The organism is Rhizobium sp. BK661 (genome assembly GCF_024808825.1).
Classification (GTDB): Bacteria; Pseudomonadota; Alphaproteobacteria; order Rhizobiales; family Rhizobiaceae; genus Rhizobium.
The window spans coordinates 202,446-224,536 of record NZ_JANTYT010000003.1 but is presented as its reverse complement, the minus strand read 5'-3'; the positions used below and the strand labels follow the sequence as shown (position 1 = coordinate 224,536).

The 22,091-nt window shown below is 60.9% G+C and carries 19 protein-coding genes and 1 pseudogene; 5 read left to right on the top strand and 15 right to left on the bottom strand.

From position 1 onward, the window contains the following. Window positions 1-35: 35 nt before the first annotated feature. The gene (locus FHX16_RS09895; protein WP_183861779.1) at window positions 36-1,589 is read right to left on the bottom strand and encodes an ABC transporter substrate-binding protein; all 1,554 of its coding nucleotides are present in this window, start codon (window positions 1,587-1,589) and stop codon (window positions 36-38) included. 209 nt (window positions 1,590-1,798) lie between these two features. After that, window positions 1,799-2,692 carry a 3-keto-5-aminohexanoate cleavage protein gene (locus FHX16_RS09890; RefSeq protein WP_183861777.1) on the bottom strand — a complete coding sequence of 298 codons (894 nt, stop codon included), beginning with the start codon at window positions 2,690-2,692 and terminating at the stop codon, window positions 1,799-1,801. Window positions 2,693-2,785: 93 nt separating this feature from the next. Here FHX16_RS09890 and FHX16_RS09885 point away from each other — a divergent pair, with 93 nt between their 5' ends. Next, the gene (locus FHX16_RS09885) at window positions 2,786-3,742 is read left to right on the top strand and encodes a GlxA family transcriptional regulator (RefSeq protein ID WP_259127383.1); all 957 of its coding nucleotides are present in this window, start codon (window positions 2,786-2,788) and stop codon (window positions 3,740-3,742) included. Window positions 3,743-3,785: 43 nt separating this feature from the next. Here the strand turns inward: FHX16_RS09885 and FHX16_RS09880 are convergent, their stop codons facing one another. Next, window positions 3,786-4,514: an ROK family protein gene (locus FHX16_RS09880; protein ID WP_183861774.1), complete on the bottom strand. Its 729-nt coding sequence runs from the start codon at window positions 4,512-4,514 to the stop codon at window positions 3,786-3,788. A gap of 164 nt (window positions 4,515-4,678) precedes the next feature. Between FHX16_RS09880 and FHX16_RS09875 the strand changes: the two genes are divergently transcribed. After that, window positions 4,679-7,087, top strand: coding sequence for a glucan 1,4-alpha-glucosidase (locus tag FHX16_RS09875; RefSeq protein WP_183861772.1), 2,409 nt, complete (start codon window positions 4,679-4,681; stop codon window positions 7,085-7,087). A 17-nt stretch (window positions 7,088-7,104) separates the two neighbouring features. Here FHX16_RS09875 and FHX16_RS09870 read toward each other — a convergent pair whose 3' ends face one another. The 8 genes from FHX16_RS09870 to FHX16_RS09835 are packed head-to-tail and all read right to left on the bottom strand — an operon-like array spanning window position 7,105 to window position 15,163. Then, window positions 7,105-8,037 carry a dihydrodipicolinate synthase family protein gene (locus tag FHX16_RS09870; protein WP_183861770.1) on the bottom strand — a complete coding sequence of 311 codons (933 nt, stop codon included), beginning with the start codon at window positions 8,035-8,037 and terminating at the stop codon, window positions 7,105-7,107. Then, window positions 8,034-9,002, bottom strand: a complete 969-nt coding sequence (locus tag FHX16_RS09865) for an ABC transporter ATP-binding protein (protein WP_183861755.1) — start codon at window positions 9,000-9,002, stop codon at window positions 8,034-8,036. Before FHX16_RS09865 ends, FHX16_RS09870 begins: the two co-directional genes overlap by 4 nt. Continuing rightward, window positions 9,003-10,016: an ABC transporter ATP-binding protein gene (locus FHX16_RS09860; RefSeq protein WP_183861753.1), complete on the bottom strand. Its 1,014-nt coding sequence runs from the start codon at window positions 10,014-10,016 to the stop codon at window positions 9,003-9,005. Window positions 10,017-10,021: 5 nt separating this feature from the next. After that, entirely contained in the window at window positions 10,022-10,939 is a 918-nt protein-coding gene (locus FHX16_RS09855) for a dihydrodipicolinate synthase family protein (protein ID WP_183755473.1), read from the bottom strand. Between the two features lie 20 nt (window positions 10,940-10,959). Next, window positions 10,960-11,835, bottom strand: coding sequence for an ABC transporter permease (locus FHX16_RS09850; protein ID WP_183861751.1), 876 nt, complete (start codon window positions 11,833-11,835; stop codon window positions 10,960-10,962). Between the two features lie 2 nt (window positions 11,836-11,837). Continuing rightward, window positions 11,838-12,797 carry an ABC transporter permease gene (locus tag FHX16_RS09845; RefSeq protein WP_183861749.1) on the bottom strand — a complete coding sequence of 320 codons (960 nt, stop codon included), beginning with the start codon at window positions 12,795-12,797 and terminating at the stop codon, window positions 11,838-11,840. Window positions 12,798-12,851: 54 nt separating this feature from the next. Beyond that, on the bottom strand, window positions 12,852-14,435 hold the full coding sequence (locus tag FHX16_RS09840; RefSeq protein ID WP_183861747.1) for an ABC transporter substrate-binding protein: 1,584 nt from the start codon (window positions 14,433-14,435) through the stop codon (window positions 12,852-12,854). After that, complete coding sequence (locus FHX16_RS09835; protein WP_183755477.1) at window positions 14,432-15,163, bottom strand: FadR/GntR family transcriptional regulator; 732 nt, start codon at window positions 15,161-15,163, stop codon at window positions 14,432-14,434. The genes FHX16_RS09840 and FHX16_RS09835 overlap by 4 nt, the downstream gene beginning before the upstream one ends. A gap of 446 nt (window positions 15,164-15,609) precedes the next feature. Between FHX16_RS09835 and katG the strand changes: the two genes are divergently transcribed. After that, window positions 15,610-17,784, top strand: a complete 2,175-nt coding sequence (katG, locus tag FHX16_RS09830) for a catalase/peroxidase HPI (protein WP_183861745.1) — start codon at window positions 15,610-15,612, stop codon at window positions 17,782-17,784. A 335-nt stretch (window positions 17,785-18,119) separates the two neighbouring features. Here katG and FHX16_RS09825 read toward each other — a convergent pair. Continuing rightward, window positions 18,120-18,248 (bottom strand): annotated as a pseudogene (locus FHX16_RS09825) (DUF3175 domain-containing protein); the annotation flags it as partial. 140 nt (window positions 18,249-18,388) lie between these two features. Here FHX16_RS09825 and FHX16_RS09820 point away from each other — a divergent pair. Then, complete coding sequence (locus FHX16_RS09820) at window positions 18,389-18,640, top strand: BON domain-containing protein (protein ID WP_183861741.1); 252 nt, start codon at window positions 18,389-18,391, stop codon at window positions 18,638-18,640. Window positions 18,641-19,042: 402 nt separating this feature from the next. On the opposite strand, the gene FHX16_RS09815 is transcribed toward FHX16_RS09820, so the two are convergent. From FHX16_RS09815 to FHX16_RS09805, 3 genes are all read right to left on the bottom strand, one after another. Continuing rightward, complete coding sequence (locus FHX16_RS09815) at window positions 19,043-19,525, bottom strand: ProQ/FINO family protein (protein ID WP_183861739.1); 483 nt, start codon at window positions 19,523-19,525, stop codon at window positions 19,043-19,045. Between the two features lie 280 nt (window positions 19,526-19,805). After that, the gene (locus FHX16_RS09810) at window positions 19,806-20,162 is read right to left on the bottom strand and encodes an RT0821/Lpp0805 family surface protein (protein WP_114713645.1); all 357 of its coding nucleotides are present in this window, start codon (window positions 20,160-20,162) and stop codon (window positions 19,806-19,808) included. Between the two features lie 89 nt (window positions 20,163-20,251). Then, window positions 20,252-21,232: a LysR substrate-binding domain-containing protein gene (locus tag FHX16_RS09805; RefSeq protein WP_259127365.1), complete on the bottom strand. Its 981-nt coding sequence runs from the start codon at window positions 21,230-21,232 to the stop codon at window positions 20,252-20,254. A 129-nt stretch (window positions 21,233-21,361) separates the two neighbouring features. Between FHX16_RS09805 and FHX16_RS09800 the strand changes: the two genes are divergently transcribed. Continuing rightward, complete coding sequence (locus tag FHX16_RS09800; protein WP_183861735.1) at window positions 21,362-22,066, top strand: SDR family oxidoreductase; 705 nt, start codon at window positions 21,362-21,364, stop codon at window positions 22,064-22,066. Window positions 22,067-22,091 lie beyond the last annotated feature (25 nt).

Here is a 22,091-nt window from a genome sequence, read left to right as displayed (position 1 = left end):
GCCCTCCGGACGGCGCCGACAATCAATGAAGAGCCTTAAGCGGCGCTCCACCAGCGGTCGATCAGCTTCCAGCCGTCGAAGAAGCGGTTCGACGCCAGCTTTCCATGCGCAACCTTGTCGTTGCGGGCATCGATATAGTTGCTGAACATCGGAATGATCGCGCCGCCGTCATCGCTGACGAGTTGCTGCATCTCGTGATACATCTCGCGGCGCTTGTTTTCGTCGAGGCTGGAGCGCGCCTCGAGAAGAAGCTGGTTGAAGCGGTCATTGGACCAATGGCTTTCATTCCAGTCCGCGCCCTTTGCATAGACCAGCGAGAACATCGAATCTTCGGTCGGCCTGCCGTTCCAATAGCCGGTGACGAATGGCTTCTTCAGCCACACGTTCGACCAATAACCATCGTCAGGCTCGCGCTTGACGTTGATGTCGATGCCGCATTTTGCGGCACTCGCCTGGAACAGTGTCGCGGCGTCCAAGGCGCCGGCGAAGGCGGCGTTTGCTGCCGAAAGCTCGATCTTCAACGTATCGTGGCCAGCCTTCTTGAGGTGGAACTTGGCCTTGTCAGGGTCGTAGGCTCGTTGCGGCAGATCGGCGGCGTAGAAGCGGTTGGCTGGCGCGATCGGGCTGTCGTTGCCGAGGTGACCGTGGCCGCGCAGGATCTTCTGTAGCAGCTCTTCGCGATTGACGGCGTATTTCAGCGCCAGGCGCACGTTCACGTCCTTGAACGGCTCGCTATCGCACCACATGGGCCAGAGGTAGTGGGCGGTGCCCGTCACCTCTTCAATGGTAATGCCGGCCTTCCGCTGCAGCAGCGGCAACGTCTTGATCTCGACGCTGTTGATGACGTCGACCTGGTCCGTCAGCAGGGCATTCTGGCGGGCGGTTGCGTCGTTGATCGTCAGCAACTCGACCTCGTCGAACCAGGCGTGATCGGTCTTCCAGTAGTCTGACCGGCGCTTCAGCTTGATGCGCACACCGGGCTCGTGCGATTCCAGCGTGTAGCCGCCCGTACCGATGCCGGACTTCCAGTCCAGCGTACCGTCGCTATTGGCCGGCATGATGACGAATTGATACTCGGCCGTCAGGAACGGGAAGTCGGCATTGCCGGATTTCAGTTCGAAGACAACGGCCTCGCCGTCCTTGCGGATATCGACGACCTCCGAAAGGATCGCCTTCGCGCCGGAGGTCGAATCCTTGGCGCGGTGATGATTGAAGGAAGCGATGACGTCCTCGGGTGTCAACGGCTTGCCGTTGGAAAACGTGACGCCCTTGCGAAGCTTGAACGTCCACACCTTGGCATCGGGACTGGGGTCAATGCTTTCGGCAAGTTCCGGTACGATCTTACCGTCGGCATCGACTTCGGCGAGGTTGTTACAGACACCGCCCAGCATGGCCGTCACGACGGGGCCGGCTGCATAGGTCGCCGGATCGATGGAGTCGGAGGTGGCGCCGCCGGAATGGCCGATGCGGAGCGTCCCGCCGCGTTTCGGCGACGATTGAGCATGGGAGCGCGAGGGCATTGCGGATATGAGCGCCGCCGCTGCAGTCGCCTGCAGCAGGCCTCTTCTGGTCATGGAATTCTGAGACATTGTTGTTCCCCTTTTTTGCTTTCTCATTCATCGATTGACAGGCTGCTGGTCACGCACCTCCTTGTCTGGATCGAAGCAGATGGAAAGGGGATACAGGTCGCGGCAAGGCAATCGCATAGCCGAGTTCCGGCCGGCGGCACCGTAAGCCGCAGCCAAAATTCTCCGCTGTCCTGCCCGCTTCAGTCAAATCGATCGGTCCTGCCTCATTCCTACCAACGCTTCTTCAGTTTCAATTTCTCTCGCACATCCTGGGGTCTCAGAACGTTAACGTTCATTGCCGAAAGGATCGAAACGGCACGCTCCACCAGCTGACCGTTGGAGGCTAGGACACCCTTTGAAAGAAAGAGATTGTCCTCCAAGCCGACTCTGACATTTCCACCCGCGAGTGCCGCCATCGCAACGTAGGGCAATTGATTTCGGCCGATGGAAAATGCCGAGTAGGTCCAGCCCGCCGGAACATTGTTGACCAAGGCCATCAGCGTGCCGGGATCGTCAGGCGCGCCGTAAGGGATGCCCATGCAGAGCTGGATCATCACTGGATCGTCGATCAGCCCTTCCTTGACCAGCTGCTTCGCAAGCACGAGATGGCCGGTGTCGAAGACCTCGATTTCCGGTTTGACGCCAGCCGCTTGGATGCGGGCTGCCATTGCCCGCAGCATGCCTGGCGTATTGGTCATCACATAATCGGCCTCGGCAAAGTTCATCGTGCCGCAGTCCAGCGTGCAAATTTCCGGCAACAGTTCCTCGACATGGATAAGCCGCTCGGTCGCGCCGACCATATCCGTTTGCTTCGGATTGAATGGCAGCGGCTGTTCCGCGGAACCGAGTACCAGATCGCCGCCCATGCCGGCTGTCAGGTTGAGGACGACGTCGACTCCGGAATCCCGCACCCGCGCGACGACTTCGCGGTAGAGAGCGGGATCCCGCGAAGGCGCACCCGTTTCAGGGTTGCGCACGTGAATGTGAGCGACAGCCGCACCAGCCTTTGCGGCCTCGATGCTAGCCTCGGCAATTTGCTTGGGAGTTACCGGGACCCTGTCGCTCTTGCTGACGGTGCCGCCTGAACCGGTGACTGCGCAGGTAATGAATACGTCCCAATTCACGGTGCGGCCTCCTAACTCGATGAGGCCACTATACGAATTGCCGCCCTGCGCTTATTGGCATAAACTGCCAAAGAGTTTGCAGGAATTGACAGAATGGGTTTGAGCTGTGGCTTTCTGATCTTCGACGGTTTTTCCAATATGGTGTTGGCCAGCGCGATCGAGCCGCTGCGCGCGGCCCGCGACTATGCGGGCCCTAATACGTTTGCGTGGCGGTTGCTGTCGTCCGAGGGAATGGATGTCCGCAGCTCGAGCGGTCTCCTCATGCGGTGTGACGGCGAGATCGAGACCGCCCTTGATCTCGACATCCTGTTCATCGTTGCGGGCTACGGCGCACGCGAACACGCGCAGAGCTCGATCTTGAAGCGGCTGCAGCGTCTGAGCAGGTCTATCGGCATCGTTGGTGGGCTCGACTGCGGCGCCTGGCTGCTCGCGCAGGCAGGTCTTCTGAGCGGTTACCGAGCGACGATACACTGGCAGGATCTTTCGCAATTCGCCGAGATCCATCTTGATGTTGAGGTGACGTCGGACCGGTTCGTCATCGACCGAAACCGGATCACCGCCGGCGGCGCCACAACAGTGGTCGATCTCATGCTCAAGCTAATTGGTGATCATGGCGGTGGAGCGCTCGCCTTCGATGTTTCCAACATGTTCGTTTACGATGCCCGATTGCGGGCTCCTGAGGAGCGGGGGGCGCGCAGCCTTTCCTTGGCAACGCGCGTTCCGCAGCTTCTAAAAGCCGTCGCCTGCATGCGCGCGCATGTCGAAAGCCCGCTCAGCCTCGACGCGATCTCGGATGCGACCGCGACGTCTCCGCGTACGCTGGCCCGGCTCTTTCATCGAGAGTTCGGGATGGCCCCCGGCCACTACTATCAAAGCATCCGGCTCGACGTCGCACGCAGCCTTGCCGAGGAAACGTCGCTCGCCGCGCACGAGATCGCCGCGCGTAGCGGCTTTGCCTCGGCTGCATCGCTCTCCAGGGCCTTCAGTGGTCACTTCGGATCGACACTGCGGGAGACGCGGCGCAACCGGCGAGGCGCGCCACCCAATTGAGCGGCGAGAGGCCTTGCTCGCCCGGTCGCTCGAAGCCCCTGGCTCAAATTCGCAGGCTGTCATCCAGCCAAACCCGGAAGCCGCCACGGAAGGCGTTGTCGTTGTTGCCGCGCCGGCACTTCGGCGGCAGTTCCTTGAGCCGATCGACATTGCCGCCGCCGATGACGATGTAGTCAGGCAGCAGCGCCGCGCTTAGGCAATCAACGACATCAACGACCGATTTCCGCCACTTGCTCTTGCCTCGACGCTTCAGTCCTCGCTCGCCAACATAGTCTTCGAAGGTCGCCTTGCGGTAGGGCATGTGCGCCAGTTCCAGGGGCATGCAGACATTCTCGGCGATGATGGCTGAGCCCAAGCCGGTGCCCAAGCCAAGGAAGAGCATCCGGCCGTTTTCATAGCTGCCGATTGCCTGCATCAAAGCGTCGTTGACCATTCGGACCGGCCGGCCGAGGGCGGCTTCGAAATCGAAATCCTTCCATCCCGGCCCGAGGTTGAAGGGATCGGCGGCGGCACGATTGGCGGCGACGGGACCGGGGTAACCCATCGTGACAACGTCGTAGTGCCAGTCGTGGGTAAGATCGCGTAGCGCACCTACCATCTTGGTCGCGGTCATCTGATCACCGGAATCGACCGCGCGTCGCTCGCTGCCGCTGCTGAGTTCGGCTTTCACGTGCGATCCGCCGATATCGACGGCAAGCACAGTGCGGCCGGCCGGCGCTTTGGCGTGCTCGCGCTTCCGTTCGGCTGCAGATGTGTTGACGGTGTCTGCCATATCTTTGCGCTCCTCTGCCGGCCTATGCTCTCATCCCTGCCGCACCACGTATCGGGGCAAGATCGGCAGCTTCTGTCAAGCGCCGGGCGAAAATGCGGTGTCGCTTGATTTAAACGCCAGGATGGCTCACTGAAAAGAGCGCACACTAAGCGGAGGATCATCACTTGACCTTTCCGAGCTTGCCTCCCGGTTCCATCGACCCACCCGGCGCTCCCGGGATCGAGCCGCGCTGGACCTCAAGTGACAAGAGCGCGGTCGGCACCGCCGTCGGCCCGGCAAGTCCCGTTTGGTTCACGGCAAGCCACGGTATCCTCAACGAGATCTATGCGCCACGGCTGGATATGGCCTGTGTCCGCGATTTCGGCTTCATCGTGACAGGCGATGGTTACTTCTCAGAAGAGAAGCGTGATGCCGATCATCGGGTGCAGGCAATCGAGGATGGCGTCCCGGCCTTCCGCCTTATCAACACCGCCCGCGATGGCCGTTATCGCATCACCAAAACGATCCTTACTGATCCTGAGCGCGAGGTGGTGCTGCAAGAGTTACGCTTCGAGGCGTTGATCGGCGGCCTCTCCGATTACCAACTGCACGCCCTCGTGGCGCCGCATCTCGTCAACGGCGGCGCCGACAACACCGCCTGGTGCTCCGATTTCAAGGGCAGGCCGATGCTTTTTGCCGAGGGTTCTGGCCGAGCGCTTGCGGTTGCCGCTTCGGTGCCTTGGCTTGCGCGTTCGGCCGGGTATGTCGGTTTTTCGGATGGCTGGCAGACGTTGTCGCGGGGCGAAGGGCTGAAGGAGGAGTATCGCTGTGCCGTGTCCGGTAATGTTGCGCTATCGGGGACGCTCGACCTGCAGGCGGGCCAAGGGCGGATATTGGTCGCCATCGGTTTCGGCGCGGAGCCGGAGGAGGCTGCTTTCCGTGCCGTCCTCAGCCTGGAACAGGGTATCGAGCCGGCACTGAGGTACTATCAGAGCGGATGGCGGGAGTGGCAGGCCGGCCTGCTTGCGTTGGACGAGCCTCATGATCCCAACCAGTTGAACCGTTACCGGGTCAGCACCAGCGTGCTCGCCAGCCACCGCGACGATGCCTCCGGCGCCATTATCGCGAGCCTTTCCATCCCCTGGGGCTTCAACAAGAGCGACGACGATCTCGGCGGGTATCATCTGGTCTGGACACGCGATCTGGTGGAAACCGCGGGAGGGCTGCTTGCCGCAGGCGCCAAAGCCGACGCGCGGTCGGTGCTCGACTATCTCTCGGCGATCCAGGAGGCAGATGGCCATTGGGTGCAGAATGCCTGGCTCGACGGCCGGCCGTATTGGAACGGCATCCAGATGGACGAGACGGCCTTTCCGATCCTGCTTTACGACATGCTTCTTCGCGCCGGCGTGATCGGTTTGTCGGAGACAGGCCGATACGTGGCGATGATCGAGGCTGCTGCGGCCTACATCGTCACCAACGGTCCCGCCACCCAGCAGGATCGCTGGGAAGAGGATGCTGGCTACTCGCCCTTTACGCTGGCCGTCGAGATCGCGGGGTTGCTCGCGGCGGCCGATGCGATGGAAGCGGCCGGACGGTTGCCTCAAGCGCAATATCTGCGGGAAGTGGCGGATGGTTGGAACGAGTGCATCGAGGAGTGGACCTATGCCAGCGATACGGGGTTGTCGCGCCGGCTTGGCATCGACGGCTACTACGTTCGCATTGCCACCGCCGCGGAAGACGTCTCGTCGCTCGGCCGGGACTTCATCCCGATCCGCAATCGCGACGATGGCGAGGCCGTGCTCGAAGCAGACCTTCTTATTAGCCCGGACGCGCTTGCGTTGGTGCGGTTCGGACTTCGCGCCGCCGACGACCCACGCATCCTAGGCACGATCGCGGCGATCGATGCCGAGTTGCGACGTGACCTGCCAACCGGATCCTACTGGTACCGGTACAACGACGACGGCTACGGGGAGCGCGTTGGTGGTGCCCCGTTCGCTGGCCGCGGTGTCGGGAGGCTTTGGCCGCTTTTGACCGGCGAGCGCGCCCATTACGAACTTGCCGCTGGACGACGCGATGAGGCGCAACGCCTCTTGGCAGCGTTGGAAGCCTCGGCAAGCGATGGCGGACTGCTGCCGGAGCAGATATGGGATAGCGACGACGTGCCGGAGCGCGAGCTCTTTCTCGGTCGTCCGTCCGGCAGCGCCATGCCCTTGGTCTGGGCTCACGCGGAACATATCAAGCTCCTGCGCTCGATCCGCGATGGCGTCGTCTTCGATATGCCGCCTCAAACCTTTGCCCGGTATGTCGCAGCAAAGCTCGGTCGTCCGCCATTCGCATGGCGCCTAAACGCCAAGCGCACCCGTATGGCTGCCGGCCGCAAACTGCGGATCGAACTGCCCGAACAGGCCCTCGTGCATTGGTCTACCGACGGTTGGGCAACCGTTATCGACAGTCATGTCCACGATACGGGTTTTGGCACCTATGTCTGCGACCTGCCGACGGAGGGGCTGAGTCCAGGCACAATTCTGTTCACAATCTTCTGGACGAACACCCAGCGGTGGGAAGATGCCGATTTCAAGATCGACGTGGTTTGAGCGTGACCCGGCTCCGCTCAATCGAAGAGTTCGGGCAGTTCCGCTCGCGCGATCTGTCTTAGACGCTCAGCTTCGGCTTGATCGATAGAGCGGTATGGCCATCGGAGCTTCGGTCCAACCGGCCCCCAGCCTCCGATCGCGCACAGCAACTTGTCGAGGGCGGCATTCGAGTAGCCTTGCGCTTGGCGGAATGGAACGATGTGGTTATCCATGAACGCGCAAATGCGTTTCTCGATTGCTAGCGCGGCTTCGATGTCTTCCGCCATCAAATCTGTCCACCACTGGGCGCCTTGCGGGCTGAGGCAGGCCACGTTGGAAAAGGCACCTGCGGCAACGCCGTGGCTCATGCCGGTCGCGAGATGATGGCCAGGCACAAAGAGCGCGAACTCGGCAAGGTATTCGCGGGCAGCGGCATACCAATCGGCGTCGCCATCGGCGAGCTTGATACCGACGACGGCAGGCGATGGGCCACAGACGGCGGCAAGCTCCCGCGGCGTGAGAACCCGCTTGGCATGTGGCGGATTGTAGAGGATCAAGGGGGTCCCCTCGGCGCGGTCCGTCGCGCGCCTCAGGAAATCGATTGCCTCAAGATCGGTGACCGGCCACCAGTCCGGCAGAATGAGCTGGATCGCCAGCGGCTTCAGCGCGGATGCGCGGGCAACGCGTAACAGAGCGATGTGCGGATCCGGCTGGCATGCGCCGATCACGAATGGCATGCCGGCACTCGTGCAACGCTCCGCGAGGATAACCTGGATCCGCTCGAACTCGACGTCCGTCTGATTGTGAAACTCGCCGGCTGTACCGTTCGAATAGATGCCATCGACCCCGGCTTTGATCAGGATGTCGATCTCTTCGCCGAGGGCAGCGAAATCGATCGCGTCGTCCTCCACGATCGGGAGAAGAAGGCTCGCCCAATTGCCGGCGATTGAATGTCGTCTCTGCGTCGTCAAGGCATGGCTCCCAAAGGTATATCGTCGCGAATGCACGCCTTGAGGTGCCCCGGCGCGACTTCCCGCAGCTCAGGAACGGCCTGGCTGCAAGCTTCGATGGAATGCGGACAGCGGGTGCGGAAAACGCAGCCGCTCGGCGGATTCGCGGGGCTCGGGATTTCACCCTTCAGCACCTGACGCTGGCGTTTGGCACCGACATCGGTGGAGGGGATGGCGGACAGTAGCGCGCGCGTATATGGATGCTGTGGCCGGGCGTAAAGATCGCGGCTCGCCGCAATTTCCATGATACGGCCGAGATAGAGGACGATCACACGGTCACAGATATACTCCACGACCGCAAGGTCGTGTGAGATGAACAGCATGGTCAGCCCAAGCCGCTGCTGCAGATCGCGCAGCAGGTTTATGACTTGTGCCTGGATGGAGACATCGAGCGCCGACACCGGCTCGTCGGCGACAATCAGTTCCGGGGCCAGTGTCAGCGCGCGCGCAATGCCGATGCGCTGACGCTGCCCGCCTGAGAACTCGTGCGCGTAGCGATTGATCGCTTCTGCCGGCAAATCGACCTGCTCAAGCGCCACACGGGCGCGTTCGAGCCGTTCCCGGCGGGTTCCGATGCGCTGAATTTTCAGGCCTTCGGTCAGGATCTCGCCGATGGTCATGCGCGGCGAGAGGCTGGCAAAGGGGTCCTGGAAGATATACTGCATCCGCGGACGCATGCGTCGCATCGCCGTGGATGAAAGCCCCGTCAGATCGACGCCATCAAAATGCACGTTGCCTGATGACGGCTCGACCAGGCGAAGGACCGAGCGGCCGATTGTCGTTTTGCCGCTGCCGGATTCGCCAACCAGCCCAACGACTTCGCCCTTACCGATCTCGAAGGAAATGTCCTTCAGGATTGTCAGTTGCGTGCCGTGGGAAGTGTAGCTTTTCGACAGGTCGCGAACAGAAAGCAAAGGCTCGGTCATCTAAATCTCCCGCCACCGAATGCATCGGCTCTTATGAAGCGGTCCAACGGCTTCAAGCGCCGGCACCGCGTTGCGACAGGCCTCGATCGCAAATTGGCAACGCGGTGCGAAGGTGCAGCCAGAAGGCATGTTCATCAGGCTCGGAACGACGCCCGGAATGGCTGCGAGTTTTTCCCCTGATTGTTTCATCCGTGTTGCATCGCCAAGCCGCGGCATCGAGGCGAGAAGGCCCTTCGTGTAGGGGTGTTTTGGATTGCTGAAGACCTCGTTGACCGGGCCTTCCTCGACGATGCGGCCGGTGTACATAACGGCGACGCGATGGGCGATCTGGGCGACGACGCCGAGATTGTGGGTGACGAACAGCATTGCCATTCCGCGCTCGCGCTGAAGCTTCAGCAGCAGGTCGAGGATCTGCGCCTGGATCGTCACGTCGAGTGCGGTTGTCGGCTCATCCGCAATCAGCAAGGTCGGGTCGCAGGCAAGCGCCATGGCGATCGTCGCACGTTGGCGCATGCCGCCGGACAGCTCGTGCGGATACTGACGGGCCCGGCGCTTGGCATCTGGAATCCCGACGTTTTCCAGCAGCGAAATGGCAGTGGCCATTGCCGCTTTCCGGCTTGCTCCGCGATGAATGCGAATTGGCTCGGAGATCTGGTCGCCAATCGTATAGACGGGGTTGAGGCTGGACATCGGCTCCTGAAACACCATGCCGATGTCGTCGCCGCGAATGTCGCGCATCTCGTCTTCCGTTAGCGAAACCAGATTGCATCGGGATCCGTCCTTTCGGCGAAGCCGAATGCTGCCTGCCGCGATCGATCCAATGTTGCGGGTCAGAAGGCGCATGACGGAAAGGCTGGTCACCGATTTGCCCGAACCGGATTCTCCCACCAGGGCCACGGTCTCCCCCGCGCCGACGGTCAGGTCGACATCGTTGACTGCCGTGACATCGCCTCCGCGAATGCGGAAGATGGTCTTGAGGCCCTGAATGGCGAGGATCGGTTCGGCTGACTGCATATTGGTCACCCAAGCAGACCGGTTGCGCGCAGGATCTCGTTGATCCTGGCTGTCTCGGCTTCATTGAGCGCAGTGCGCGGGCGCGGCATTACCGCGCTGTCGATGATACCGAGGCTCTTCATGGCAGTCTTGAAGCCACCGATGCCGGAGGCGCCGCCGCTAACGCGGCCCTGGGCAACCCAGACGATTTCGAAGAGGCGGCAGAGCCGCTCCTGCTCCTTGCGTGCGGCGACCCAGTCGCCACGCTGGGCGGCGTCCCAAAGGCGCACATAGCCGTGAGGATCGACATTCGCGATGCCCGGAACGACCCCGTGCGCGCCCATCAGCAAGGCATTGTCGACGACAATCTCCGAACCGGTCATCAGGAACACGTCCGGCCGATCAGCGAGATCGAGGAGGGCATAGCGGAAGTTGCCGTCATCGCCACTGGAATCCTTGAGGCCGATGATCGTGCCTTCCTTCGCCAAGGCCACCGTCGTCTGGCGCTGCAGCTTGACGTGGACGCAGACCGGAATGTCGTAGGCGACGAGCGGTACGTCGACCGCGTCACGGATAAAGCGGAAATGGTCGAGGATCTCGGATTGGCTGGTGACCGTATAGAACGGCGCGGTGGCAACCACGGCGTCGGCCCCGGCACGCTTGGCAACGTCCGCATGATGAATGACGCGATCCGTCGTCGGATCGATGACGCCGACGATCAGAGGCACGCGTCCGTTCACCACTTTTGCCGAGTGCTCGATGATCTCGCGGCGCGTCTTGTCGTCGTGGAAGATCACCTCGCTTGTCGAGCCGAGCACGAAAACACCGTGGCAACCGCCTTCGATGAGATGCTCCAGAACCCGCGTGTAGGACGGATAGTCGACCGTGAAATCGGCATTGAGCGGCGTCACGACTGGAGGAATTACACCTTTGAATTTTGTCATAGTCTCTTTCTTTCGAGTGATCAGTTTAGTTCAGCGCGAGGGTCGAAAGCGTCCCGAAGACCGTCGCCGATGAAGTTGATGGCAAGCACCGCCAGGATGAGCGCCCCGCCTGGGAACAGCCATTGCCAAGGATACTGTTCGAGGACCGCCGTCGAACGGGCCGCGTTCAGCATGTTGCCCCAGCTGGCGGCCGGCGGTGCGATGCCGAGGCCAAGGAAGGAAAGCCCGGCCTCGAGCAGGATGGCGTTGGCGATCTGCAGCGTGGCGTAGACCACCAGGATATCGACGGCGTTCGGCAGCCCATGTCGGAAGAGCAGATGGGGCAAGCCGGCGCCCATTCCCCGAGCGGCGACGACGAAGTCACGCTCACGCAGTTCCAGCAGCCGTGCGCGCACCATTCGCGCCAGAAGTGGCCAGGACAACAGTGAGATGACGAGGACCGTCGGCCAGATGCCCGTGCCGGCGATCGAGGCGAGCACAAGGAGAAAAATCACCGGCGGCAGCGTCATCACAAGATCGACAAACCGCATACCGACCGCGTCTGCCCAGCGGCCGGAAAGGGCGGAGACAGCGCCGAAGAGAAAGCCGATGACGGCCGAGAGCAGTGTCGACGCAGCAGCGACGAGGAGCGAGATGCGGCCGCCCTCCATCACGCGGGCAAACACATCGCGGCCGACGCCATCGGTACCGAACCAATGTTTCAGGCTTGGGCCAGAGTTCATCGCCAAAAGGTCGATGTCGTTCGGCTTGAAGCTCCACCACAGGGGATAGGTGAGGATCATCGCCAGGACAGGAAGAGCCAGGCAGATACCGAAAACGGCGGCGCGGTTGATCAGGAAGCGGTCGAGTGCACGGGCGAGGGGGCCGGGACTGCGGCTAGAGGTTCTGGCCAGCATGCTCAGGCCACCTTGATGCGCGGATCGATCACCGCGTAAGTGACGTCCGTCAGAAGGTTCACGACGATCACGCAGGCTCCGATGATGAGCGTGGCGCCCATGATGACCGGGTAGTCGCGGGTCTCGACGGAATCCACCAGCAGCAGGCCCATGCCCGGCCAGTTGAAAACGCTCTCGATGAAGATTGCACCACCGACGGCAAGGCCGATAGTCGAGCCGATCAGCGTGACAACAGGCAGCAGCGCATTGCGCAACGCATGCTTGACGATCACCCAGAACTCGACGACGCCCTTCGCCCGTGCCGTGCGGACATAGTCCTGATTGAGCACTTCAAGCAGGGAGGCGCGCATATAGCGCATGATCAGAGCCGCTTGAGCGACCGCAAGGAGCGAGGCAGGAAGGATCAGGTGATGCAGCAGATCAAGGACCGAGAAAGGCTCGCCCGGCGTCAGCATTCCACCCGATGGCATCCATTTGAGCCGCACGGCGAAGACGTAGAGTCCGATCAATGCGCTGAGGAAGGCCGGGCTGGAAATGCCTGTGAGGGCAATCACCGAGAACGAGAGGTCGGCGATGGAGTTACGCCGTACGGCGCTGATGATGCCCGTGGCGATGCCGACGACAGTCGAGATAACGAGAGCCGTTCCCATGAGCAGGACGGTGGGACCTATGCGCGACAGGACGAGACCGAGCACCGGCTGATCCATCCGCTTGATCGAGTAGCCGAGATTGCCGGCCAAGGCTTGCTGCAGCCAGACCAGATACTGCACGGGCAGGGGCTGGTCGAGACCGAGGCTGCTGCGCAGCTCGGCCAAGTCGGCTGGCGACATCGGGATGTTCGGATCGATATAGGCGTCGATCGGATCGCCAGGGGTGAGGCGCAGCAGAAGGAAAATCAGCATGCTCAAGGCAAGCAGCATGCCTATTCCGATCGCCAGGCGCCGGAGACTGTATCTCAGCATTGCAACTCCGTCCTGAAAGGGTGGCAACGCCACCCTTTCGTATCCATGGCGGTCCTATTCGGTGATGGACCAGCGCTGCGGATCGGCCTGATAGGGGCCGCCGCCAGGGGCGGGAGTCCACACAAAATCCTTGACCTTGGAGGATACCACGCCATAGCGATTGGCTACCCAGAGGGTTCCCCACGGGAGCTGGCTATTCATGACCTTGCAGACCTGCTGATAGCGTTCGTCACGCTTTGCCGCGTCAGGTTCACCCAGGGCGGCGTCGAGCGCGGCCGTCAGATCGGGCATGCGGGCGCGAACGACGTTCGGGCCGGCCGGCGGGATCTGCTTTTCATTCAGCCCGACATTGATACTGCCTGCATCTGGTCCGTTTTGCAGGCCGGCATAGACCAGCTGAAACTGCGAGATATCTGCGTCCGGCTTCAGGACGATGCTGTTGTATGTTGGGGCATCGACCGCACGCGGCACGACGTTGATGCCAACCTGAGCCAGCATTGCCTGAACGGCGGCCAGCACATTGGTCGCCAAGGGCGTCGTGTAGTAGGTCAGGAGCGTAATCGGCTTCCCGCCGTTGATCTCGTCCCAGCCAGCTTCCTTCAGAAGCGCTTTCGCCTTTTCGGGATCGTAGGCATAGTCATCAATGCCCTTCGGGACGAGTTGATCGGCGACGTAGGCGCAGTTGGCGGGCTTGGCGGCGCCGCCGTAAAGGCTCTGGATAATCGCGTCGCGATTGATGGCGTGCATCACCGCCTGTCGGACACGCAAATCCTTCCAGATAGGCGATTCATGATTGAAACCCAGATAGTTGACGACGAAGGAATTGCCTTCGATCACCTGGAAAGACTTATCGTCCTTGAATGTCGGAACATCATTGGAGTCGACATAGGTGAACTGGATTTCACCGGCTCGAAGCGCGGCGATCGCAGCCGCCGGATCAGCGAAGTAGCGATTGATGATCTTCTCGAGGGCCGGTTTGCCGCCTCTGTAGTCCGTGTTGGCAGTGAGCTCGACATACTGGTCGTTGACGTACTTCGAGAATTTGAACGCGCCGGTGCCGATCGGTGACGTCGACCACCATGCGTTCTTGGCGAGGTGGTCGGCCGGTATTGCGGCCAGTGCGTGCTCGGGGAGCATCATGACCTTTGTCAGGGTATCCATGAGACTGGCCGACGGCGCGTTGAGCTTGATCACGAGCGTGTGGTCGTCCGGAGCTTCGACGGATGACACCGGTGTTAGGCGAGCGGCCAGGACAGATCCGGTCTTTGCATTCTTGGCGAGTTCCATCGTGAACTTCGCGTCCTTGGCCGTGAATGGCTTTCCGTCGTGCCACTTCGCGTCAACGAGCTTGAACGTATAGGTCAGCTGGTCAGGGCTCACGTCATAAGACGATGCAAGTACGCCGACCGTCTTCTGCAGCTTCGCATCATAGGTCACGAGCGGTTCGAAATAGATGCTGAGCCAGGTGAAGCCCGCGGTTGCGGCGAGCGGATTGAAATTGCCCTGAAAGCCACCGGGGCCAACATCGAAGCCGCCCGACAGGGTTGCAGCTTGCGCCGGGCGGGTGAAGCCCGATGCGACTGGTGTTGCCATCATCGCGGCGATTGCGATAGCCGAAAGTCGAGACAGGGTGTTCATTGCGTTCCTCCCACATTTGAACTTGTCTTATTGGTTGCGATAACTCGGGCGATGCCTTCGTAGTGGTGGTCGAGGCGCCGGCGGGCCTCCTCCACGTCCCGGGCTTCTACGGCATCGACGATGGCGGCGTGATCGCGCCAAGTGGCCATCGGATCGACGTTGTCGAGATTCACGAAATCCGAGGCCTTGTAGAAGGCGAGCCAGAACACGTCGATCAGCCGGCTCAGCGTTTCGTTCTCCTGGCAGCGGAAGAGCAGTCGATGGAAGAGCTGGTCGTCCTCGGCGAAGGATTCGCCGCGTTCGGCGTGCGCCTTCATACGGTTGACGGTGGCGCGGAGCTCGGCAATGTCGTCCTTGCCGATCGTTTCCAAGGTCTTGCCGATCAGGCCGACTTCGAGCGTCCGACGGATCTCGATCACTTCCTCGATCTGGCGGAGCGCGCCGCCAAGGCCGTAGGCAAGATTGTCGAGCAATGGCTCGAACGAGAACGCCTTCACGAAAATTCCGACGCCGCGCCGTGATTCCAAGACGCCAAGCGATTCAAGTGCCTTGATGCCTTCGCGCAGCGAGTTGCGGCTGACGCCAAGTTGTGTCGCAAGCTCGCTCTCGGCGGGCAGCAGTGTTCCCGGCTTCAGGCCGTTATCGTTGATGTAGGCGCGCAGGCTCTCCTGCACGGAAACATGCAGCAACGGGGCTCTTGTCAACGGCTTCATGGTCTTTAGGGGCATGCCGATCTCGCTGCGGAAAATTCCTAGTGTCGAGACACATATCCACTTGTAGGATATCTGTCAAATGAACATGTGTGCATGCTGGTACGGATTTCGGATCGAGCAGGCAGCGGGTCGTTCTCCTGACCATTGGGAGCGCTGCGTCAGCTACGAGTAGAGGGGTGTCAGAACCACGAATTTCGAGACCTTCGTTTCAGCGCGGTTGGCAAAGTTTTGCTGCAGCCGATGTCGAAAACGTCATAGCTTTTAATTATCGTAACGATCAGTAAATCCAACTTAGAATTATCGTCTAGTTCCGATAAGAAGAAGCAAAGGGAGGATGCGCGTCGACCGGTGTCTTCGCCTCAAGCACCGAACCTCATTCGGAAAGTGCCGCGGCTCGACCGGATGATTTGGAAGAGTTCCCTTTGGACGGCAGAAAACTCAAAGCAATCAAGGAGAACGTTATGGACCAGAAACCCGACAGCGCCGGCAAATGTCCCGTTGCGCATACGCCCCGTGGTCGATCCAACCGCGACTGGTGGCCAAACCAGCTGGACGTTCAGGTTCTTCATCAGCATTCCGGCCTCTCCGATCCGATGGGCAAGGCGTTCAACTACGCCGAGGAGTTCAAGAAGCTCGATCTCGACGCCGTGAAGACGGATCTTCATGCGCTGATGACCGACTCGCAGGACTGGTGGCCAGCCGACTTCGGCCACTATGGCGGTCTCTTCATCCGCATGGCCTGGCATAGTGCCGGCACCTACCGCATTACCGACGGCCGCGGCGGCGCCGGTGCCGGTCAGCAGCGTTTCGCTCCGCTGAACAGCTGGCCTGACAACGTCAACCTCGACAAGGCCCGCCGCCTTCTCTGGCCGATCAAGCAGAAATACGGCAACAAGATTTCCTGGGCGGATCTCTTGATCCTTACCGGCAACGTCGCGCTCGAATCCATGGGCTTCAAGACCTTCGGTTTCGCCGGCGGCCGCGCCGATGTCTGGGAACCGGAAGAGCTTTATTGGGGCCCGGAAGGCACTTGGCTGGGTGATGAGCGCTACAGCGGCGAACGCGAGCTGTCCGAGCCACTCGGCGCCGTGCAGATGGGTCTGATCTACGTCAATCCGGAAGGCCCGAACGGCACTCCGGATCCGGTCGCTGCTGCCCGCGACATCCGCGAAACCTTCGCCCGAATGGCGATGAACGACGAAGAGACCGTAGCGCTGATCGCTGGTGGTCATACCTTTGGCAAGACGCACGGCGCGGGTGATCCGTCTTTTGTCGGCGTCGACCCGGAAGGCGGCGAACTGGAAGCGCAGGGCCTCGGCTGGACGAGCAAGTTCAACACCGGTGTCGGGCGCGATGCCATCGGCAGCGGCCTTGAAGTGACTTGGACGCAGACCCCGACCCAGTGGAGCAACTACTTCTTCGAAAACCTGTTCGGCTTTGAATGGGAGCTGACCCAAAGCCCGGGCGGTGCGAAGCAGTGGAAGGCCAAGAACGCCGAGGCTTCCATTCCGGATGCTTTCGACCCGGCGAAGAAGCAGCTGCCGACCATGCTGACGACCGACCTCTCCCTCCGTTTCGATCCGGTATACGAAAAGATCTCGCGCCGCTTCCTCGAGAACCCAGGCGAGTTCGCCGATGCCTTCGCGCGCGCCTGGTTCAAGCTGACGCATCGCGACATGGGCCCGAAGGTGCGCTACCTCGGTCCGGAAGTCCCGGCAGAAGACCTGATCTGGCAGGACGTTATCCCGGCCGTCGATCATCCGCTCGTCGATGACGCCGACATTGCGGACCTGAAGGAAAAGGTTCTCGCGACGGGTCTTTCAGTGCAAGAGTTGGTTTCGACCGCCTGGGCGTCCGCTTCGACCTTCCGTGGCTCGGACAAGCGCGGCGGCGCGAACGGTGCGCGTATCCGCCTTGCGCCACAGAAGGACTGGGACGTGAACCAGCCTGCGCAGCTCGCCAAGGTGCTCGGCGTGCTTGAAGGCCTCCACAAGGACTTCAATGCCGCCCAAACGAGCGGCAAGAAGATCTCGCTCGCTGACCTGATCGTGCTCGCCGGTGCCGCTGGTGTCGAGAAGGCTGCAAAGGCTGGCGGTCACGACGTGACCGTTCCATTCACGCCTGGCCGTATGGATGCCTCGCAGGAGCAGACGGATGCGGCGTCCTTCGCCGCGCTCCAGCCGCGCGCCGACGCGTTCCGTAACTATGTCGGTGGCCGGCAGTTCATGCGACCGGAAGAGGCTCTCGTCGACCGCGCCCAGCTGTTGACGCTGACCGCTCCGGAAATGACTGTCCTGGTCGGCGGGCTGCGGGTGTTGAAGGCCGGCGTGCCTGAGCATGGCGTCTTCACCTCGCGTCCCGAAGCGCTGACGAACGATTTCTTCGTCAACCTGCTCGACATGGGCACGGTGTGGTCGCCGGTTGACGGCAACGAAGGCGTTTACGAGGGTCGTGATCGCAAGACGAACGAACGCAAGTGGACCGGCACGCGGGTCGACCTGATCTTCGGTTCGCATTCGCAGCTTCGTGCGCTTGCGGAAGTCTACGGCCAGTCCGATGCAAAGGCGAAGTTCGTCAAGGACTTCGTCGCAGCGTGGACTAAGGTCATGAACGCCGATCGTTTCGATCTCGTCTGATCGGTAAAATCTGGCATGGACGCGGCCGGTCAGCGGCGTCCATGCTTCCTCCCCTCCCCAAGTGCATCAGAAGGGATGTGCTTGCACATCAAGTCTCGACGATGATTTGCGCTTGAGGCGACCTCGGACTAACCTTCGTAAGTCTCGAAACCGGCGAGCACGAGGTCCATTTTGTCGGCACTACCCGTCGGATCGGCCGTCACGTGTAGAAAGCCGCGGTTGGGTATTCGATCCAGATGTCGATTGCTTCCCGCTCACGCTTATGGACTTTCCGCGAATCATAAAAATTCCTTCGATCGTCGCGCGTTCAATATCATGCCAGATGATTGCGGCTCCTATGCTTCGGGCTCTCGCCCGAAGTCCTTGCGGAGTTCGTCCTTGGCGTTTTCGAGTTTCGCGTGCTGCGCTTTGGTCAGTGGCTGCCCGGCGCGGTTGATATGGAAGTTCAGCATCGACATGGCGGCTGATTGTCGTCCAGTGGAGGCTGGAACAGTGCGCCAACCGCTTAGTTCCAGAATTTTTGGGCACCGGGCCTCGGGAGTTTTGATGAACAACAGATGAACGAAACAGGCTTGGGCGCGTTCCCTCTCCAGGAGATGGAATAATGTTCATGCCTCAATTCGATGGATACGCCTCTATTGGCGAACGCGCCCCTTTGGCTTCTCTTGCCGAGGAGATTTTGTCAGCAATTGCCTATTGCGGCTGTGCGGAAGACCTGCAGCTATCGATTGTCGAGTCGGCCGGACTGTTCTTTCTGGAAGGCCAGGTTCCGACCCAAGCCGCAGCCGACCAGATCCTTCAGGTCGCGCGCCGCTGCGCTGGTTCGATTGTTCTTTCCCGAATTTCTATAGGCTGATCGCGTTGCAATGTGAGGTGGAGTGTGGAATGAGCGCCAAGGTTAGTCTCGTAGCGGGCGCAAGCAGCCGCGGCGATCCAGGGCGAGGATGTGGCCGACTTGATCAGCTTCCAACACGAGATTCACCGAAAGGTAGGCCGCCTAACCGCCAATGGGGTACGTGCAGTCAATGCGCGGTTGTGATTTTATGGTCTCGGCCAGATGCGGCCATTGTATTGCGTCGAGGGCCCGTCAGGAAACTCGCGGGCCCATGCATATGGTGGCGTGGGTGGTCGCAGGCGAGGCGGAACATCGAACGTTTCGAATGGTTCTCCGACCACGGCAGTTTGGTCGAGCGCCGCAAACAATGCGATTGATCCGACGATCACCCAAACCAAGGGATTGCATCCGCAAGCAGCGGCTTTAGCTCTTCAACGGCGAGGTCTTGCGGCGTTCGAGCAGGGCTGCCCGGATCAAATCCACTTTCGTAGGCGCTGGCGAGGCCATCGGTGCAGGAGCGTCGGCATCCTCACGCGCCACACTTTGCCGCTTGAGGCCGAGATATTTTTCCTGCGCCGCAATCCGGTCACCCTCCGAGACCGGCTCGCGCGGTTTGCCATCGATGCCGTAACGCAAGGAGTCGGGCTGTGCGGTGGCGAAATAGTAGCGCTTGGAGTGAAGATAGGCACCCGTCGCGCGGCGCAGCGTGGTGATGCCAACGTCGGGCTTGAGAAGCGGCCTCAGCTCGTGCCAGAGCCCAAGCGCAAAAGGCCGGATAGGCTCGCCGACCGCGTTTGGCAGAACAGCGACGGGTTGCATGAGCAAGTCGCTGATTGCCTGGGCTTTGCGGATATCCGCTTCATTTGCGACAATCGGGCCGCGGCTGGTGGTCCAGGGTTTGCTCATCTCACAACTACCTCTGCGGACCTTTTAGGCAGCAACTGTGAACGCAATTTGACGAAAGCTTTTGGCGCGCCATGCTCGACCGCCGCTGGAGGAGAGCGATGCAGCTTCCGCCCCGCTCGCAGGCGAGGCTGCGCGCCTCCGCGACCTTCTGTCGGCGTGTCGTCTTGAGGCTGACGATGCTGTCTATGCGCCGGAGATCCGGGTGATTGCCGGTGGTTGAGGATGAGAAACGTCTCGAGCGTCTAGGCGCGGTTGCCCAGGATAGCGCGGGCCATCATGCTTATCGTGCGGGTCCGAGCTTCCAGTCGGAGTCACCGGACGGGCAGGCGAGGCCTTTGAAGCGGGTTTCGCCTTCGAGCGTGCGCTGTGTTGTCACAAATGCCCGGCATGAGCTTTCAGGGTCGACGCCGATTTCTTCAATCACGCCGGCACTTCCCGTCGATGGATTCGCCCAGGCAAGCGGCTTCACGCCGACGTCGCCGCGGCTGACAGTGTCTGCGATAACCGCTTGATCAGTCTTTGCGACTGGGGCCGACTGTGGAACGGCGGCGGTTTCCAGGGGCTCGACCTTCGTACATCCCGCCAGCACCAAGGCTACAAAAGACAGCTGCAATACGCCTATGTTTTTTCGCGTCATCCGGACGTCCCGATGATTATGGTTCTGCATAGTAGCATGCAATCCTGACTTCAAACTGAGGGCTACTATAGAAATGGGAGCTACACCAGTCAGTTCCGTTCATCGGGGTGTTTTTGCCGGCCCGTTCCCACAAAATCCGGTTCCAACGATGCCTGGAGCGCGGAACGCATCCTTCCCTTATTGCCTGCTTGCGGCGTCTGCGAGCAGCTCCTTACGGCAATCACCGAGGTCGGATGACGAGGCTTGCGCGGCGAGACGACGTAAAAATCCGAGCCAATCGTAAGTTCGTTCGGCAACACACGGAGGAGGCGGCCAGACGCAACGTCATCCTCCACGAAGAACGTGCTCGTAAGCGCGAGACCTTGGCCAGCAATCGCGGCCTCGATCGCTAAGGACGTCTGATTGAATCTGATATTTTTGGAGACAGTCGGCAGATTGTCCGGAAACGCCAGTTCGAGAAATTGTGGCCAAGAATCGTGGGCGTCGTGAAGAAGCGGATAGCGCCCGAAATTGCCATCCTGGCCTGGCGGCCCAAGCTTCTCGACCAGCAGGGGGCTGGCAACGGCGACGAGCACGTTGTCGAAGAGAAGTTCCGCATTCAGCCCCGATCCGAAAGGAAGCCGGCCATAACGCACGGCGAGATCCACAGCATCCGTCTGGAAATTGGCAATGCGATCGGTGGCCAGGATGCGCAGATCGATGTTGGGGTGGACCGCGGTGAAATCCGGCAGACGAGGGATCAGCCATTTCGAGGCGAAGGTCGGCGTGACGCTGATGGTCAGGTGAAGTGGTTCCGGCTTCAGCGTCTCCGTTGCGTCGGCGATCAATTCGAAGGCGCGTCGGATGTTGGTGATGTAGCTCTGTCCCGCCTCGGTCAGCGCCAATGTTCGCGGGAGTCTGTCGAACAGCTTCAGGCCCAATTCCGCTTCTAGGCCGCGTATTTGTTGCGCAACGGCTCCCTGTGTCACCCCAATTTCCTCGGCGGCCAGCCGGAAGTTCAAGTGCCGGGTGACGACCTCGAAGACACGGAGGCCGTTCAGGGAGGGAAGACGCCGGATACCTTCTGCCATTCGATAGTTTTTCTACTGCTTGATGAGAGGGGAATTGGTTCGCGTAGCCGATGCCGGAATGATATCACGCTTTCCGTGTGTGACAGAAGATGGCAATCGGTGCCGATCTTTTTGAAGCAGGAGAGGTTGATGTCAGTAGAAAAGGTAGCGGTGATTACGGCAGGCGGCAGCGGGATGGGCGCCGCGGCGGCGAAGCGTCTTGCGGCGGATGGGTTCAAGGTCGCAATCCTGTCGTCGTCGGGCAAGGGCGAGGAACTTGCGAAGACCCTGGGCGGTCTCGGGGTGACCGGCTCGAACCAGTCCAATGACGATCTACGCAGGCTCGTCGACCTTGCGATCTCGGCGTGGGGACGCATCGACGTGCTCGTGAACAGCGCCGGCCACGGTCCTCGGGCGCCACTCCTCGACATATCGGATGACGACTGGCACCGGGGCATGGAGGTCTATCTGCTGAACGTCATCCGCTCGACGCGGCTGGTCACGCCGCACATGCAGAAGCAGAAGGCTGGCTCCATCATCAACATTTCCACAGCCTGGGCTTTCGAGCCGAGCCCGATGTTCCCGACATCGGCCGTGTTCCGGGCCGGACTGGCATCGTTCACAAAGTTGTTCGCCGAGACGTACGCGGCCGAGAATATCCGTATGAACAACATTCTTCCGGGCTGGATCGACAGTCTTCCGGCTACCGAGGAGCGCCGCGACAGTGTTCCGATGAAGCGGTATGGCACGAGCGAGGAAATCGCCGCGACCGTTGCCTTCCTCGCATCACCGGGGGCGGGATATATGACGGGACAGAACCTTCGGGTCGATGGTGGATTGACCCGCTCGGTGTGATGTCACGAGGATACTGCGAAGCGCG